This is a genomic window from Sphingopyxis soli, from assembly GCF_018682675.1.
Classification (GTDB): domain Bacteria; phylum Pseudomonadota; class Alphaproteobacteria; order Sphingomonadales; family Sphingomonadaceae; genus Sphingopyxis; species Sphingopyxis soli.
The window spans coordinates 15894-31279 of record NZ_JAFMTR010000059.1; the positions used below are offsets into that span (position 1 = coordinate 15894).

Sequence of the window (15386 nt, forward strand, 5' to 3'; positions counted from 1 at the left end):
TCAATAATCGGGTTCGGCGCCGCCCAGCACCTGTGCCGCTTGCGCCGCGAGCCACGCCATCGCCCCTGCCCACGGCTGGTGCCCGTGGCTGATCCGCGCGACGCCGAGCGCGGCCAGTTCGCGGTGCGTCGGGCCGCCCTTGGCGCGCAATATGTTCACCGGCAGCGGCGAGCCTTCACAGATCGCGCCGATGCATTTCGGGTCGAGCAGGAAGTGCACGAACAGCGACTCCGCGCCCGCGTCGGCATAGGCACGCGCGCGTTCGAGCGTCGCGGCGACCAGCGCCGCGCCGTCCTTTGCGGCGTCGGCCCCGCGAAACGTGTCGCAACGCGCATTGACGAAGATGCCGGTGTCGGCCGCGGCGCGATAGCGCGCCGCCGCCTCGGCGACCGGCAGCAACGTATTCTCGCCGGGCAGCCGGTCCTCCATGTTGATCCCCGCCGCGCCCGCCGCCTTCGCGCGGCCAACCGAAACGCCAACCGCCGCCGGATCGGCGCCATAGCCCGATTCCATGTCGATCGTGACCGGCAGGTCGGTCACCGACAGGATGCGGCCGAGGTTTTCGAACACATCCTCGAGCGGGAAATCCTCGCCGTCGGCGCGGCCCTGCGCGCCCGCAACACCGAAGCTGCCCGTCGCGATCGCCTTCGCGCCCGCACCGGCAACCGCGCGCGCGCTCCCGGCATCCCAGATATTGACGAGGATCAGCGGATCGCCCGGAACATGGAGCGCGCGGAACTCGGCCACTTTATCGGTCATTTGCTTTCCCTTTTCAGAAGCTCGCGCTTGATCGGCAGGCCATAGGCATAGCCGCCGAGCGATCCGTCACTGCGTACCACGCGGTGGCACGGGATCAACACCGCCACGTTATTTGCGCCATTCGCGCTCCCCGCCGCGCGCACCGCTTTCGGTTTGCCGACCGCCGCGGCGATATCGGCATAGCTGCGCGTCTCGCCCGCCGGAATCTTGCGCAGCTCGCGCCATACCGCCTCCTGGAAAGCGGTGCCCTTCACGTCGATCGGGATATGGTCGAAGCCGTTTACCGGCGCCTCGACCGCGTCGACGACCTGTTTCAGCAGCGCCGCAAACTCGTCACCGCCTTCGACCAGCTCGGCCGCGGGAAACCGCTCTTCGAGCGCCTCGCGCCCCTCGTCGAAGCTCAGGCGACACACCCCCTTTGCGGTCGCCGCGACGAGCATCTCGCCCAGACTCGTCGGCACGATGCCCCAATGGATCGTCGCGCCCCTGCCGCCGTTGACCCACGCCGAAGCCGTCATCCCCATGCGTCCCTCCATATTGTCATAGAAACGCGACGGCCCCGAAAAGCCCGCGTCGTAGATCGCTTCGGTCACCCGATTGCCCTCGCTCAGCGCCTGCCGCGCCCGCTCCTCGCGCAGCGCGCGGGCGTAAGCGGCCGGCGACAGGCCGGTGTGCCGGGTGAAAACGCGCTGGAAATGGGTCGGCGAATAACCGGTGCGCGATGCCAGATCGGCGAGCGCCAGCGGTTCCTCGCTTTCCTTGATCGCCTGGATCGCGGCGAGCACCGCCCCCTCGTCGCGCGCGACATCGTCGGGCAGGCAGCGCCTGCACGGACGCAGCCCCGCCGCCCGCGCCGCCGCGCCGTCGGCGAAGAAGCGGATATTCTCGCGCAGCGGATGGCGGGCCGCACAGCTCGGCCGGCAGTAGATGCCGGTCGTGAGCACGCCGGTCACGAAGCGCCCGTCGAGCGCCCGGTCGCGGCGCAACACCGCCGCCCAGCGGTCGTCGTCGGTCATCAGATCGCCCGTCATGCTGCATCCCTTTCGATCCGCGCGGCAAAGCAGCCATACGCAGCGTTGTGAGCGTGAATATAGGCAATGCCGTCATCGGCGAACAGGTCGCGGATCGCCGTGTCGGCCTCTCCCGGCGCCGCGAGCCGCGCAGTCTGCAGCATCCCTGCAGCGTCGAAGGCGCGCAGCGCGAGCGGGCGGCCCTCGAACACCGGCGGCGTCTCGCCGCGATAGGTCGCCGCTTCGACGCCGGACCGGACATAGATCGCATAGGCGCTGCGATAGGGCGTCGCGACGTCGTGGCTGGTGTGATGCAGCAGGATCAGTTCCTCCCCCGCCCTCGCATCCTCGAGGCTGATGCGGCAGGGAAAGCCGCGGTCGGCGGTCGCGGTGACGCGGCGGGCGTTCAGCGCGGCGAGCCCGGCCGCGTCGAGGTCGAACAATCGGGAAAAGGGTTCGGGGTCGAGCCCCCGGATCACATAGGTCATGGCTTGTCCTTTCTCTTGCCTGGACCGCCAATGCCACGCCTCGATCCCGGCCGCGTCCCGATGCTTGCGTTCAAAATATCGCAGCAAACTGTATTACTGTATTATATCATTGACTCACTTGGGTGACAGCGCCATTCTCCCGACAATTTCGGGGAGTCTGCCATGTCGACAATCGACGCATCCTTCGTATCCGCCCGGCCGGCGCGCCGCGCCGACTGGCTGGGGCGCGCCGCGACCTTTTGCTATCTGTCGATCGCGGCGGGACAATTGCTCTTCACCGCCTTCATCCTGGCCTTCTATTATCCCGCGTCGCTCTCCGGCGATTTCGCCGCGTGGAACACGAAGCCGCTGATCAAGGGCTTCGTTGCGGGCGACGCGAGCGGCAATCTTTTCTTCGCGGTGCATGTGCTGATGGCGGCGGTGATCACCTTCGGCGGCCTCGTCCAGCTCGTCCCGGCGATCCGGGGCCGCTGGCCGCAGGTCCATCGCTGGAACGGCCGCCTCTACCTGCTAAGCGCGCTCATGCTCTCGCTCGGCGGGCTTTGGCTGACGTGGGGCCGCGGGACCTGGCTCAACCTTGCCGGTGCGTTCGGAATCAGCCTCGACGCGCTGCTGATCCTCGCCTTCGCGGCGATGGCGTATCGCGCCGCTCGCGCACGTCGTTTCGTCGAGCATCGCCGCTGGGCGCTGCGCCTGTTCGCGGTGGCGAGCGCGGTCTGGTTCATGCGCGTCGGCTATATGGCGTGGGGCATCGCAACCGGCGGCGCGGGGATCGGCGAGGCGATGGACGGACCGTTCGATCTTTTCCTTGCCTTCGCCAACTCGCTGCTGCCGCTGGCGATCACCGAAATATATCTGCGCGCCGACGCAAGCGGGACGCCTGCCGCCAAAAATGGCGTCGCCGCGCTGCTGGCGATCGGCGGCGTCATCATCCTCGCGGGCAGCGTCGGCGCGTGGATGATGATGTGGAGCCCCTATCTGTAACGGGCTGATTATGGAGTCGTGATCCTGCGAAGGCGGGAACCCATCGCCCGCCATTGCCCCTGACGCTGCGGGAGCAGGAACCCCGCCTTCGCGGGGACGCAGGACATTTCATGTCCAACGGCTTGCCTTCGCATCGTCAGCAGCTAGGTTCGCCGCCATGACCCGCCTTCTCGCGCTCCTGCTCGCCCTCCTCGCCGTCACCCTTCCCGCCCGCGCCGCCGACGACATCAGCGCCGTTTCGCGCAGCGTCGTGCGCGTCGTCACCGTGGCGATGGTCGACGGCGAGGTCGTCGGCTTCGGCCACGGCAGCGGCATCGCCATTTCGCCGACGCGCATCGTCACCAACGCGCACGTCGTCGAGTCGGCGGCGCGCTACCCGGGCAATGTCGCCCTGGGCGTCGTCCCGTCCGAGGGGCAGAAAAGCTATGCCGCGAAACTGATCGCGATCGACACCGAGCGCGATCTCGCGCTGATCGAGATGACCGAGGGGCGCGTTCCCGCCGCGGCAGTCTATTCGGGGCCGATCGATTCGGGGGCCGACGTCGTTGCGCTCGGCTATCCGGGCAACGTCGATCTCGCGACCGCGCGTAGCGCCGCCGACTATATCACCCCGCGCACACCGGTGCGCAGCGAGGGCAATGTCTCGAACCGCCAGCTCGTCGAGGGGGTCGATTCGCTCGTCCATACCGCAAAGATCTCGCGCGGCAATTCGGGCGGGCCGCTCGTCGACCAGTGCGGGCGCGTCGTCGGGATCAACGCCGCGATCACGCGCGCCGACGAAGGCGATTCGCCTTTCGCCTTCGCGATTTCGACGCGCGAGCTCGCGCGCTTCCTGGCCGATGCGAACCAGCCCTACAGCTCGATCGGGACACCCTGCCTGTCGATGGCCGAAGCCGATGCGCGCGACCGCGCCGCGCTCGACGCCGACGCACGCAAGATGGCCGAAGCCAATGCCGCGAAGGAGGAGGCCGCAGCGCGCGACCGCCAGTTGAGGCAGGAGCGCGCCGACGAAGCGGCGCTCGCCGCGCGCGAGAACCGCATCGCGCTGGCCGGTGTGTTGTTCGTGATCGGCGCGCTGTCGGCCGGGGCGGGCCTGATGTTCCATGGCCAGAAGAACGCCCGCAACGCGAAGATCGCCGGCGGCGCCGGTGCGGCGCTGATCCTGGCCGCGGCGATCGTCTTCGTCACCCGCCCCGACGCGCACGCCGAAGCGCCCGAGGAGAAAGCGAAACCTGTCTTCGCCGATACGCCGACGGTTGCCGAGGGACAGTTCCTCTGCACGATCCGCGCCGACCGCAGCCGCATCACCGTCTCGTCGACCACCGACGTGCCGATAAAGGTCGCCGCGAACGGCTGCGTCAACGACCGCACCCAATATGCGCAGGGGGCCGACGGCCATTGGCAGCGCATCCTCGTCCCCAACGACGACGCCACCGTCACCGTCGCCTCGCTCGACCCGACGGGGAAGGAGTATCGCGTCGAACGCTATCTGCTCGACGCCGACACGATGACGCGGGCACGCGAGATTCGCGCCGGGGTGACGCTCAAGAGCTGCACCGCCGACCCCGACGCACTCGCGGGCCTCGCGACCCAACAGGAGGCGATCCGCGCCGTCCTGCCCGCGAGCCCGAACGAGCGCCTCGTCTATCAGTGTCAGAAGGCAGCCGCGAGCGCGGCCGCGCCTGCCCGCTGATCGCGAAACGACGGCCGGGGAACGGGCGCGCGGGGCTGCGCGCTATTTCGACAGGTCGCGCAGCAGACTGTCCCAGTGCGCCAGCGCGGGAGCGATCGCGTCGACGGGCACGCGCTCGTTGAGGCCGTGCGCGTAGCTGTCGCTGGCTTTCGAGAAGAGTCCCGCGACGCCATAGCTCGGCACGCCCTGGATGCGGAAATGATAGCTGTCGGTCGCGCCCGCGCTCATCGACGGGATGATCGGCAGGCCCGGCGCGCGCGCATGGACCGCTTTCGCCACCGCCGCCATCACGTCGGGTCGCAGCGGCGAGGCGTCGCTGGCGCTGGCGTCGGGATCGGGGTTCACCGTCACGCCGGGGTCGCCGATCACCTTCACCAGTTCGGCGCGCACCTCCTCGACCGGCACGCCCGGGAAAATGCGGCAATTGATGTTCGCGGTCGCGCGCTGAGGCAGCGCATTTTCGGCATGGCCGCCCTTGACGAGCGTCGGTACGCAAGTCGTGCCGATCTGGCCGACATATTCGGGGTCGGCGCGGATCGCGGCGATCGCCTTCGCATCCGACGGGTCCGCGGCGAAGGCTTTCAGCGCCGCGCCGATGTCGCCGCCGACCTGATCGGCGACGATCGGCATCCCGACCTTCGTCAGCTCGTTCTGCTGCGGCGTGAACCGATAGGCGCCGATCCTGGCGAGCGCCTCGGACAGCTCGGCGATCGCATTGACCGCGCCGGGGCGCGAGCTGTGGCCGCCGGGATTGGTGACTTCGAGGGTGAAGTCGGCATAGGTCTTTTCGCCCGCCTGCAGCCCGTAATATTTGGGCTTGCCGTCCTCGCCGATCAGCCCGCCACCCCCGTCGCCGTTCAGCGCGAACTCGGCGTTCTTGTATTTGGCGGCAAGTGCGCGCGTCGTCGTCATCGAGGTTTCCTCGTCGCCCGACAGGAGCAGGATGATCGAGCGCTTCGGCTTGAAGCCGTCCTTCTTGAGCTGCGCCATCGTCGCGACCATCATCGAGACGTCGAACTTGTTGTCCTCCGACCCGCGGCCGAAAATATAGCCATTCTCCTCGACCGGCACGAAGGGATCGCGCGTCCAGTCCTTCGGATCGGCCTCGACGACGTCCATATGGCCGAGCAGGACGATCGGCTTTTGCTTCGTCGTGCCCTGCAGGGTCGCGGCGAAGGTCGCGGTCTCGCCCATCGGGGTGATTTCGATGTCGGTGTCGGCGTAGCCCGCCGCCTTCAGCACGCTCGCATAATAGGCCGCCAGCTCGGGTACCTTGCCGCGGCCCATCACCGTCGGGATCGCGATGCTGTCCTTCAGAATCTTTTTCGCCGCGTCGGTGTCGGCGGGCTTGGCGTGGACGGGCGCGGCGGCGAGCAGGGCGGCGGCGAGGGCGACGGGGGCGGTAAGGTTTCGCATGGAAACCCAACCTAGCCAGCCGGCGCCGCGGCGCAAGAGATAGAAATGGATCACCATCGCGTCGATGCCGATCCGCATCGCAGCAGCCTATTCGCCCGCCTCGGCTTTCGGCTTGCGGATTTCACTGACCAGCAATTTGTCGATCTTGCGCCCGTCCATATCGACGATCTCGAACGTCCAGCCGCGGTCGGTGAAGCATTCGCCTTCCTTGGGCAGATGTTTCAGGATCGCGAGCGCATGGCCCGCCGCGGTTGCATAGTCGCGGTCGTCGCCAAGTTCGATCCCCAGCCGCTCGGCCATCTGGTCGGCGGGCATCGATCCCGCGATCAGCAGGCTGCCGTCGTCGCGTTCGACGACGAACGGCTCGCTGCCGATATCCTGGTCCGACGCGAATTCGCCCGCGATGGCGGAGAGCAGGTCGGCCGGGGTCACCAGCCCGTCGAAATGGCCATATTCGTCGTGGACCAGCAGCATCGGCACCTCGGCCGCGCGCAACCCCTCGAGCGCGTCCATCGCGTCGAGCTGGTCGTGAATGACCTTTGCCGGCCGCATCAGCTGCTCGAGGTCGATCACGTCGCCGCGAAACAGCGCCGCCGCGATATCGCGCGCCTGGACGACGCCGACGATGTCGTCGACCGAGCCGCGCGCAACCGGCAACCGGCTGTGCGGGGTCTCGAGCAGCTTGTCGCGCACGCCCCGCGCGTCGAGCGCCGTGTCGATCCAGTCGACGTCCTTGCGCGGGGTCATCACCTCGCGCACCGGCCGGTCGGCGAGACGCACGACGCCCGAGATGATCGCGCGTTCGCTTTCCTCGATCACGCCCGACTTCGACGCCTCGGCGACGATCAGGTGCAATTCCTCGGCGGTCACCCGGTCCTCGGACTCGCGATTGAGCCCGAGCAGGCGGAAGATCAGCGCCGAGCTGTTGTCGAGCAGCCAGACGAGCGGCGCCGCGACGCGCGACAGCCAGTACATCGGCACCGCCATGGTGATCGCGATGCGTTCGGGCGTGCGAAGTGCGAACTGTTTCGGCACCAGCTCGCCCGCAATCAGCGAGAAATAGGTGGTGATGCCGATGACGACCGCGAACCCCGCGGCCTCGGCATGTTGGTCATCGAGCCCGAACCATGCGCCGAGCCGGTCGGCGACCGGCTGCCCCAGACTCGCGCCCGAATAGGCGCCCGCCAGAATGCCGATCAAGGTGATGCCGACCTGCACGGTCGACAGGAAGCGGCCGGGGTCGGCGGCGAGTTGCCGCGCTATCTTCGCGCCGCGGCTGCCGCGCTTCTCCGCCGCCTGCAGCCGCGGGTCGCGCGACGAGACGATTGCGAGCTCGGACATGGCGAACAGGCCGTTGAGGAGGATCAGCACCGCGATGATCGCGACGTCGGACCAGGGGAAAGGAGTCATCGGGCGTGCGTGCGGCGCATCGGCGCCCGGCCCCTGTCGGCTTCGGTCATCGCGCACCTATAGGCGAAACAGGGCGCGCAGCACAATGGCGCTAGCTGAACGGCCCGGTCAGGGGGCGTTAAGCGAGTTTTTGGAACCAGTTGCCCCGGCCATATGTTATCGACACCAACGGCGGCGTTCGCAGGGCCGACGCAGGATTGACAAGGCGGCCGCCGAAACAAAGGGAGCGAAGAATGAACAGCAAGACGATCAAGCTCACCGCCCTCGCCAGCCTCGGCGCGCTGGCGCTGACCGGCTGCGTGACCGACCCCGAAACGGGCAAGCAGACGATCTCGAAGGCCGCGATCGGCGGCATCGGCGGCGCGCTGGGGGGCTATCTGCTCGGCGACCTCGTCGGCGGCCGCAACGACCGCACCGAGAAGATCCTCGGCGCGGGGATCGGCGCCGTCGCCGGCGCGGGCGTCGGCTATTATATGGACCAGCAGGAAAAGAAGCTGCGCGAACGGACCGCGGGCACCGGGATCGACGTCGAGCGCCAGGGCGACCAGCTCGTCCTCAACATGCCCGGCGACGTCACGTTCGATTATAACAGCGCGGTGGTGAAGCCGAATTTCCGCAGCGCGCTCGACAGCGTCGCCTCGACCCTCGGCGAATATCCGAGCACCTTCATCGACGTCTATGGCCACACCGATTCGACCGGCAGCGACACCTATAACCAGGGGCTGTCCGAGCGCCGCGCCGCATCGGTCGCCGACTATCTGGCGGGCCGCGGGGTCAATCGCGCGCGCATGGCGACGCTCGGCTATGGCGAATCGCAGCTCAAATGCGCGCCCGAACGCAGCGAAGCCGATTATCAGTGCAACCGCCGCGTCGAGATCCGCATCGCGCCGGTGACGCAGGCCGACGTAAACGCGGCGCAGTAATGTCCGGCTGACGCCGGAGGCGGCACCGGCCCGCTCCCCCGCCCGACCTCCCACAGCATATTGTCCTCGGGAGGCCGGGCGGGGGAGCGAACCGGTACCGCCGCTTTCCACTTCGCCGAAAGCCTGTTCACCCTAGGCTGGGGAAGCTGGCCTTCAGGCCATCGATCACGAACTGCGCCGCGAGCGCCGCGAGCAGCACGCCGAGCAGGCGGGTGATCACCGCCTCGCCCTTGTTGCCGATCAGCCGCATCAACGGGCCCGCCGCGAGGAGCGCGGCGAGCGTCAGGAGCAGCACCAGCAGCAGCGCCGCAAAAATCACCACCGCGCGGTCGAGCCCGTTGTTCTGCGCGACGAGCAGCATCACCGAGGCGATCGACCCCGGCCCCGCGAGCATCGGCATCGCCATCGGAAACACCGAGACATCCTCGACCTCGGGCGTCGCCTTCACTTTCTCGGCGCGCTGTTCGCGGCGCTCGGTGCGCTTTTCGAACACCATGTCGATCGCGATGATGAACAGCATGATCCCGCCCGCGATGCGGAAACTGTCGAGGTCGATGTGGAGGAAGCTGAGCAGCGCCTCGCCGAACATCGCGAAAAAGACGAGGATGAACCCCGCGATGACCGTGGCGCGAATCGCCATCGAGCGGCGCTGCTGCGCGCTCGCGCCGGTCGTCAGGCTGGCATAGATCGGCGCGCAGCCCGGCGGATCGATGACGACGAACAAGGTCACGAACGCCGAGATGAAAAGGTCCATCATTTCGGCGGCGCGGCCACTTTATCGTCGATCACCGTCGCCATCGTCTTGCCGTCCCAGAGGCGGATGACGACGCGGCGCGACTGGTCGGGACGCACGGTCGAGGTCCAGCTGAGCGTCTGGTCGGGCGACAGGCCGACCGCCATGTCGTCGCCCTCTTCGCCGGCCTCGATCGGCACCGCGGGACGCGATCCGCATTTCGCCTGTTTCGTTTCGATGAAATCGGGCGCGGCGCGCGGCGCCGTCAGCCCGTCACCATGATCGAGCACCCAGTTGATCTTGCCGCTGATCGGATCGCGCAGCCAGACGGTGGTGAAATAGCCGTTGCCGCCGCCCTTTTGCCAGGCGCCGGTGGTTGCGCCGGCGTTGCCGTCGCAGCTCACATAGACGGCGTGCGGCTGCCACTTCACCGCTTCGGCCGGGTTCGCCTGCGACTTCAGCCAGTCGCGCGCCTTCGCCCGCTGCGGCACGAACATCACCGCATCGGGCGCCGAGGTTTCGCGGAACGCCGTCCACTGCCCCTTCTCCTGCGCCAGCCGGGCAAAGGCGATCTCGGCGGCGACATACGCACTCGGGTTCGCGGCGAGCGGCCGTTTGCGCGGGTCGGGCCCCTGCGCGCAGCCGGCAACCAGCGAAAGCGCAACCGCGGCAAGGACAAGGCGCATCAGAAACCCTCCGGATCGGCGAGCCCGGCGCGGCGATGCGCCGCGACGAGCGTGTTACGAATCAGGCAGGCGATCGTCATCGGGCCGACGCCGCCGGGGACCGGGGTGATCGCCGAGGCGACCGCAGCCGCATCGGCATAATCGACGTCGCCGACCAGGCGGCCTTTCGCCGCGCCGTCGGCGGGGGGCAGGCGGTTGATGCCGACGTCGATGACGACCGCGCCGGGCTTGATCCAGTCACCCTTGACCATCTCCGCCCGGCCCACCGCCGCGACGACGATATCGGCGCGGCGGACCAGGTCGGGCAGGTCGCGGGTGCGGCTGTGCGCGATGGTTACGGTCGCGTTGGCGCCGAGCAGCAGCGCCGCCATCGGCTTGCCGACGAGAATCGAGCGGCCGATCACGACCGCATCCTTGCCCGACAGGTCGCCGAGCCGGTCCTGAAGCAGCAACAGGCAGCCATAGGGCGTGCAGGGGACCATGCCGGGGATGCCGAGCGCGAGCCGCCCGGCGCTGACCGGGGTCAGCCCGTCGACATCCTTGTCGGGGTCGATCGTCGCCACCGCGCGCTGTTCGTCGAGATGGCCGGGAAGCGGGAGCTGGAGGAGAATGCCGTCGACCGCCTCGTCGGCGTTGAGCGTCGCAAGCAGCGCCTCGACCTCGTCCTGCGTGGCCGTCGCCGGCAGGCGGTGCTCGAAGCTTGCCATGCCCGCAGCGACCGTCGCCTTGCCCTTCGATCCCACGTAAACCGCGCTCGCCGGATCGTCGCCGACCAGCACGACCGCGAGTCCCGGCACGCGGCCGGTCGCTGCCTTGAACGCGGGTACGGCCTCGGCAATACGCACGCGCAGCCCGGCGGCGAAGGCCTTGCCGTCGATGACCTGCGCATCGGTCACCTCAGATCGCTCCCGAGTTGACGCCGAGCGTGTAGAGGTAGTTGATCACCGGCCCCTGCAAGATGATGAGCAGGATCAGCACCACCATCGGCGTCAGGTCGAGCCCGCCGAAATCGGGCATGATCCGCCGGAACGGGCGGTAGAGCGGCTCGGTGATCCGGTCGAGCACATGCCAGAGCTGACCGACGAAATCATTGTGGGTGTTGATGACGTTGAAGGCGATCAGCCACGACATCACTGCCTGCACGATGATGATCCACCACAGGATGTTGAGGAGGATCGACAGGATTTGAAGAAACATCAGGTACATCAATATCTCCGGCGGGAAGCGTCGGTTGGCCGCACTCTAGCGATGAATGAGCGTGCCCGCACCCCGTGCGGTGAAAATTTCGAGCAGCATCGCGTGCGGGATGCGGCCGTCGAGGATGACCGCGGCCTCGACCCCGGCGTCGACCGCGGCAACGCAGGTCTCGACCTTGGGGATCATGCCGCCGGTGATCGTTTCATCGGCCTTCAGCGCGTCGATCGCGGCGCGGTCGAGATCGGTGAGGAGCGCACCCGACTTGTCGAGCACCCCCGCGACGTCGGTGAGCAGGAAGAAGCGCTTGGCGCCGAGCGCCCCGGCGATCGCCCCCGCCATCGTATCGGCGTTGATGTTGTAGGTCGCGCCATCGGCGCCCAGCGCCACCGGCGCCACCACGGGAATGAAATTGTCGTTCGCGAGATTGGTCAGGATCGTCGGGTCGACCGCGACCGGCTCGCCGACGAAACCGAGGTCGACGTGACGCTCGATCCCCGAATTGGGGTCGGGTTCGCTGCGCTTCACCTTTTCGGCGAGGACGAGATTGGCATCCTTGCCCGAAATGCCGACCGCGCGGCCGCCGAGCCCGGCGATCCAGCCGACGATTTCCTTGTTGATCTTGCCCGCGAGCACCATTTCAGCAACCTCGGCGGTCGCCGCGTCGGTGACGCGCAGCCCGCCGACGAAGGTCGATTCGATCCCGAGCTGTTTCAGCATCCGGCCGATCTGCGGGCCGCCGCCGTGGACGACGACGGGGTTGATGCCGACCGCTTTCAGGAGGACGACATCCTCGGCAAAGTCGCGCTGCGCCTCGGGATCGCCCATCGCATGGCCGCCATATTTGATCACGAACGTCTCGCCGGCATAGCGCTGAAGATAGGGCAGCGCTTCGACAAGCGTTTCGGCCTTGGCGAGCAGGTCGGGCATTTTCGAGGGGTCGGTCACAGGCGTCATCCGGGGTTGTTCGCGTCGAGTTTGCGGCCGATGGCGACGACCGCCATCACGAGCAGCGGCACCATCACCGCCGACAACACCACCTTGGCGATCATCTGGCCGAGCATCAGGTCGGCGATCGGACGGACGCCGTAGAAGCTGACGGTGATGAAGATCAGCGTGTCGATGATCTGGCTGAGCGCCGCAGCGATGAACCCGCGCAGCGGCAGCAAGCGGCCGTTGTTCGCGGTCATCCGCGCGAAGATCCAGACGTTGAGGCTGACCGACACGCCATAGGCGAGGATGCCCGCCGCCATCATCCGCCAGCCCTGCCCGACGATGATCGGAAAGGCCTCCTTCGCGGGCTCGTACATCCCCTCGTCGGTCGGCAGTTGCAGCACGAAGACGGTCAGGATGATCGCGAGAATCAGCGGGATGAAGCCGAGGCGCACCAGCTTGTCGGCCACGACGCGGCCGTGCAGTTCGGCAATGCCGCTCGAAATGGCGATCAGCGTCAGGAAGGGAAAAATTCCAGCCTCGACCGCGAGCGGGCCGAGTGCGACCTGCTTCGCGCCGAGAAACCCGCCGAGCGGAACCATGCCGCCGTAGAGGATCGCGAACAGCAGCAACGAAGGCGCGATCACGCGCGTGGGGCTAGTTTCCATCGGCGCCGCTTAATCGCTTTTACCGCGTGTGGAAAGATGGCGCATCAGCGCAGGCTTGCCCCGCGCCCAAAGCCCGTTAGACACGGGCAACAAACTTGCGGGGGACGCACGCTTATTATGGAACGCCTGATCGGTCTGCTCGGCATCGTCGCATTGCTTGCGATCGCCCTGCTCTTTTCCTCGAACCGCCGCTGGATCCGCCCGCGCGTCGTCGTCCCCGCCTTCCTGCTGCAAGCCGGTTTCGCGCTGCTGGTGCTCGGCACGCCGTGGGGCCGCAACATTATCCAAGCGATGTCGAGCGGCGTGTCGAACCTGCTCGGCTATGCAAAGGCGGGCACCGATTTCATCTTCGGCCCGCTCGCCAGCCCCGAAATGGGCGGGCACAGCTTCGCGATCGCCGCGCTGCCCGTCATCATCTTCTTCGCCTCGATGATCTCGATCCTCTATTACCTCGGCATCATGCAGCTGGTGATCAAATGGGTGGGCGGCGCGATCCAGAAGATCACGGGGATCACCAAGGTCGAAAGCCTGGGCGCGGCGGCGAATATCTTCGTCGGGCAGAGCGAAAGCCCGCTCGTCATCCGCCCCTATCTCGCCGCGCTCACCCCGTCGCAGCTCTTCACCGTGATGACGGTCGGCATGGCGGGGGTCGCGGGGACGATCCTCGGCGCCTATGCCAGCATGATCGGCGAGCAATTGCTGCCCTATCTGCTCGCCGCCAGCTTCATGTCGGCGCCGGGCGGCATATTGATGGCAAAGATCATGATGCCCGACGATCCCAAGGATCTCGGCATCGAGCCGGTGATCATGCCCGAGGCGAGCCATGACGAGGAAAAGCCCGCGAACATCATCATGGCGGCGGCCCAAGGCGCGCAGACCGGCGTGAAGCTCGCCGTCGCGGTCGGCGCGATGGTGCTCGCCTTCGTCGCGCTCGTCGCGCTCGCCAACGGGCTGCTCGCGGGGATCGGTGGCTGGTTCGGCTATCCCGATCTGTCGTTCCAGGCGGTGATCGGAACGATCTTCCGCCCGGTGATGTGGCTGATGGGCGTCCCGTGGGACGAGAGCGCCGCTGTCGGCGGACTGTTCGGCACCAAGATCGTCCTCAACGAATTCGTCGCCTTCATCGACCTCGGCAAGGTGCAGGGCACGATGTCGCCGGCCGCGATCGCGATCGCGACCTTTGCGCTCTGCGGCTTCGCGAATTTCAGCTCGATCGCGATCCAGATGGCGGTGACCGGCGGCCTCGCGCCCAACCAGCGCCCGATGATCGCGAAGCTGGGCCTCAAGGCGCTGCTCGCGGGCAGCCTGTCGAACCTGATGTCGGCGGCGCTCGCCGGGCTGATGCTCGGCATCGCGCCCCCAGCCGCACCCCCTCCCGCCAAGACCGTCGCGTCTCCCGCGGCGCCGGCCCCAACGACAGCAACGGCGCCCGTCGATCGCTGACGACAGGGAGAATTTGCAAGCCGCTCAAGCTTGGCTTAAGCTTTCGGAATATAACGAATCCCGGGTCGCGTTTCGCCGAAATGGGAGGCTGTCATGAAAAGCGCTTATCGTTTGTCGGTCCTTGCCGCTGTGGTCGCGGTTTCGGGGGCGGGACTTTTCGCATCTTCGAGCGCCCAGCCGCCCGAAGACAAGATGCTGCGCCCGCCCGAGGCGACCATCTATCGCGACGCGGCTTACAAGGGGCCGGCGGTCTTCATCGGCGAGGAAAAGTCCAATCTTGGCCTCGCCTGGCCGGTCAATTCGATCCGGGTCGCGAGCGGCCGCTGGGAATTGTGCGAAAAGTCGCGCTTCCGCGGCCAGTGCCGCACCGTCGACCGCGACACGCCGATGATGGGCAATATCCTGCGCGGCATCACCGTCCAGTCGATCCGGCCCGTCGGTTCGGGCGGGGGCTGGAACCCGAACCCGCCCGCCAACGACCAGGTCGCGCGCGGCAATTTCGCCGAATTTCACACCCAGCCTTCGCAAGCCAATTACCGTGTTCTCGCCTGTACGCGGGGTTCGGCGACGGCCAATTGCGCAGCGCAGACCGCCGACACCTGGTGCCGTTCCATCGGCTGGAACGGATCGGCGCGCGAACATATGGAGACGGTTGCGGGGCGGGTGTATCTCGCCGACGTGCTCTGCGTTCGTTCTGGCTATTGATGGGGAGGCACGCAATGCACAGGATCGATTTCGTCGCCCCCGCCCTCGCAGCGCTGGCGCTGTCCGCCTGCATGTCGGTCGGCGGGCCGGGGGTCAGCACCTATTATGAATGCGATCGCGGCACCCGGTTGAAGATCGATTTCAAGGGCGACCGGGCGCTGGTCAGTGTGAATGGGGGACGTCCCGAAGCAATGCGTTCGACGCCCGCGGCCAGCGGCACGATCTATGAGAACCGGGCGGGCTGGCGTCTGCATACCAAGGGCAATGAGGCGATGTGGAACACCGCGCTGCGTTCGGCGCCCGAAACCTGTCGACAGGTGGTGGTGCCGCGCTGACCCGCG

General features: G+C 67.4%; 17 protein-coding genes. 6 read left to right on the top strand and 11 right to left on the bottom strand.

Annotated features, from left to right (window positions below; genetic code table 11):
- The 3 genes from J1N50_RS08980 to J1N50_RS08990 are packed head-to-tail and all read right to left on the bottom strand — an operon-like array spanning position 1 to position 2257.
- Positions 1-759 (bottom strand): isocitrate lyase/PEP mutase family protein, encoded by a 759-nt coding sequence (locus J1N50_RS08980; protein ID WP_215353108.1) that lies wholly within the window; start codon positions 757-759, stop codon positions 1-3.
- Positions 756-1790: a bifunctional DNA-binding transcriptional regulator/O6-methylguanine-DNA methyltransferase Ada gene (ada, locus tag J1N50_RS08985; protein WP_215353111.1), complete on the bottom strand. Its 1035-nt coding sequence runs from the start codon at positions 1788-1790 to the stop codon at positions 756-758. Before ada ends, J1N50_RS08980 begins: the two co-directional genes overlap by 4 nt.
- Positions 1787-2257, bottom strand: a complete 471-nt coding sequence (locus tag J1N50_RS08990) for a DUF1203 domain-containing protein (protein ID WP_215353113.1) — start codon at positions 2255-2257, stop codon at positions 1787-1789. Before J1N50_RS08990 ends, ada begins: the two co-directional genes overlap by 4 nt.
- Before the next feature lie 162 nt (positions 2258-2419).
- Between J1N50_RS08990 and J1N50_RS08995 the strand changes: the two genes are divergently transcribed.
- Positions 2420-3241 (top strand): DUF2306 domain-containing protein, encoded by an 822-nt coding sequence (locus J1N50_RS08995; protein ID WP_215353115.1) that lies wholly within the window; start codon positions 2420-2422, stop codon positions 3239-3241.
- A 157-nt stretch (positions 3242-3398) separates the two neighbouring features.
- Positions 3399-4934 (top strand): S1C family serine protease, encoded by a 1536-nt coding sequence (locus tag J1N50_RS09000; RefSeq protein ID WP_215353116.1) that lies wholly within the window; start codon positions 3399-3401, stop codon positions 4932-4934.
- 42 nt (positions 4935-4976) lie between these two features.
- Here J1N50_RS09000 and J1N50_RS09005 read toward each other — a convergent pair whose 3' ends face one another.
- The gene (locus J1N50_RS09005) at positions 4977-6350 is read right to left on the bottom strand and encodes a M20/M25/M40 family metallo-hydrolase (protein ID WP_215353208.1); all 1374 of its coding nucleotides are present in this window, start codon (positions 6348-6350) and stop codon (positions 4977-4979) included.
- 87 nt (positions 6351-6437) lie between these two features.
- Positions 6438-7760, bottom strand: a complete 1323-nt coding sequence (locus tag J1N50_RS09010) for a hemolysin family protein (RefSeq protein ID WP_215353118.1) — start codon at positions 7758-7760, stop codon at positions 6438-6440.
- A 233-nt stretch (positions 7761-7993) separates the two neighbouring features.
- On the opposite strand from J1N50_RS09010, the gene J1N50_RS09015 reads away from it, so the two are divergent.
- Positions 7994-8683, top strand: a complete 690-nt coding sequence (locus J1N50_RS09015) for a YiaD family glycine zipper/OmpA-like lipoprotein (protein WP_215353119.1) — start codon at positions 7994-7996, stop codon at positions 8681-8683.
- A gap of 127 nt (positions 8684-8810) precedes the next feature.
- Here the strand turns inward: J1N50_RS09015 and J1N50_RS09020 are convergent, their stop codons facing one another.
- The 6 genes from J1N50_RS09020 to J1N50_RS09045 are packed head-to-tail and all read right to left on the bottom strand — an operon-like array spanning position 8811 to position 12897.
- Positions 8811-9440, bottom strand: coding sequence for a MarC family protein (locus J1N50_RS09020; protein WP_215353121.1), 630 nt, complete (start codon positions 9438-9440; stop codon positions 8811-8813).
- On the bottom strand, positions 9437-10102 hold the full coding sequence (locus J1N50_RS09025) for a hypothetical protein (RefSeq protein ID WP_215353123.1): 666 nt from the start codon (positions 10100-10102) through the stop codon (positions 9437-9439). Before J1N50_RS09025 ends, J1N50_RS09020 begins: the two co-directional genes overlap by 4 nt.
- Positions 10102-10998 (bottom strand): bifunctional methylenetetrahydrofolate dehydrogenase/methenyltetrahydrofolate cyclohydrolase FolD, encoded by an 897-nt coding sequence (gene folD, locus J1N50_RS09030; protein WP_215353124.1) that lies wholly within the window; start codon positions 10996-10998, stop codon positions 10102-10104. The genes J1N50_RS09025 and folD overlap by 1 nt, the downstream gene beginning before the upstream one ends.
- Position 10999: 1 nt before the next feature.
- Complete coding sequence (locus J1N50_RS09035; protein ID WP_215353126.1) at positions 11000-11308, bottom strand: YggT family protein; 309 nt, start codon at positions 11306-11308, stop codon at positions 11000-11002.
- Between the two features lie 36 nt (positions 11309-11344).
- Complete coding sequence (gene argB, locus J1N50_RS09040; protein ID WP_215353130.1) at positions 11345-12253, bottom strand: acetylglutamate kinase; 909 nt, start codon at positions 12251-12253, stop codon at positions 11345-11347.
- Entirely contained in the window at positions 12250-12897 is a 648-nt protein-coding gene (locus J1N50_RS09045) for a queuosine precursor transporter (protein WP_215353140.1), read from the bottom strand. Before J1N50_RS09045 ends, argB begins: the two co-directional genes overlap by 4 nt.
- Positions 12898-13014: 117 nt before the next feature.
- Between J1N50_RS09045 and J1N50_RS09050 the strand changes: the two genes are divergently transcribed.
- From J1N50_RS09050 to J1N50_RS09060, 3 genes are all read left to right on the top strand, one after another.
- On the top strand, positions 13015-14340 hold the full coding sequence (locus tag J1N50_RS09050; protein WP_215353141.1) for a NupC/NupG family nucleoside CNT transporter: 1326 nt from the start codon (positions 13015-13017) through the stop codon (positions 14338-14340).
- 93 nt (positions 14341-14433) lie between these two features.
- Positions 14434-15045, top strand: a complete 612-nt coding sequence (locus J1N50_RS09055) for a beta/gamma crystallin-related protein (protein WP_215353145.1) — start codon at positions 14434-14436, stop codon at positions 15043-15045.
- 14 nt (positions 15046-15059) lie between these two features.
- Positions 15060-15380, top strand: a complete 321-nt coding sequence (locus tag J1N50_RS09060; protein WP_215353147.1) for an MliC family protein — start codon at positions 15060-15062, stop codon at positions 15378-15380.
- Positions 15381-15386 lie beyond the last annotated feature (6 nt).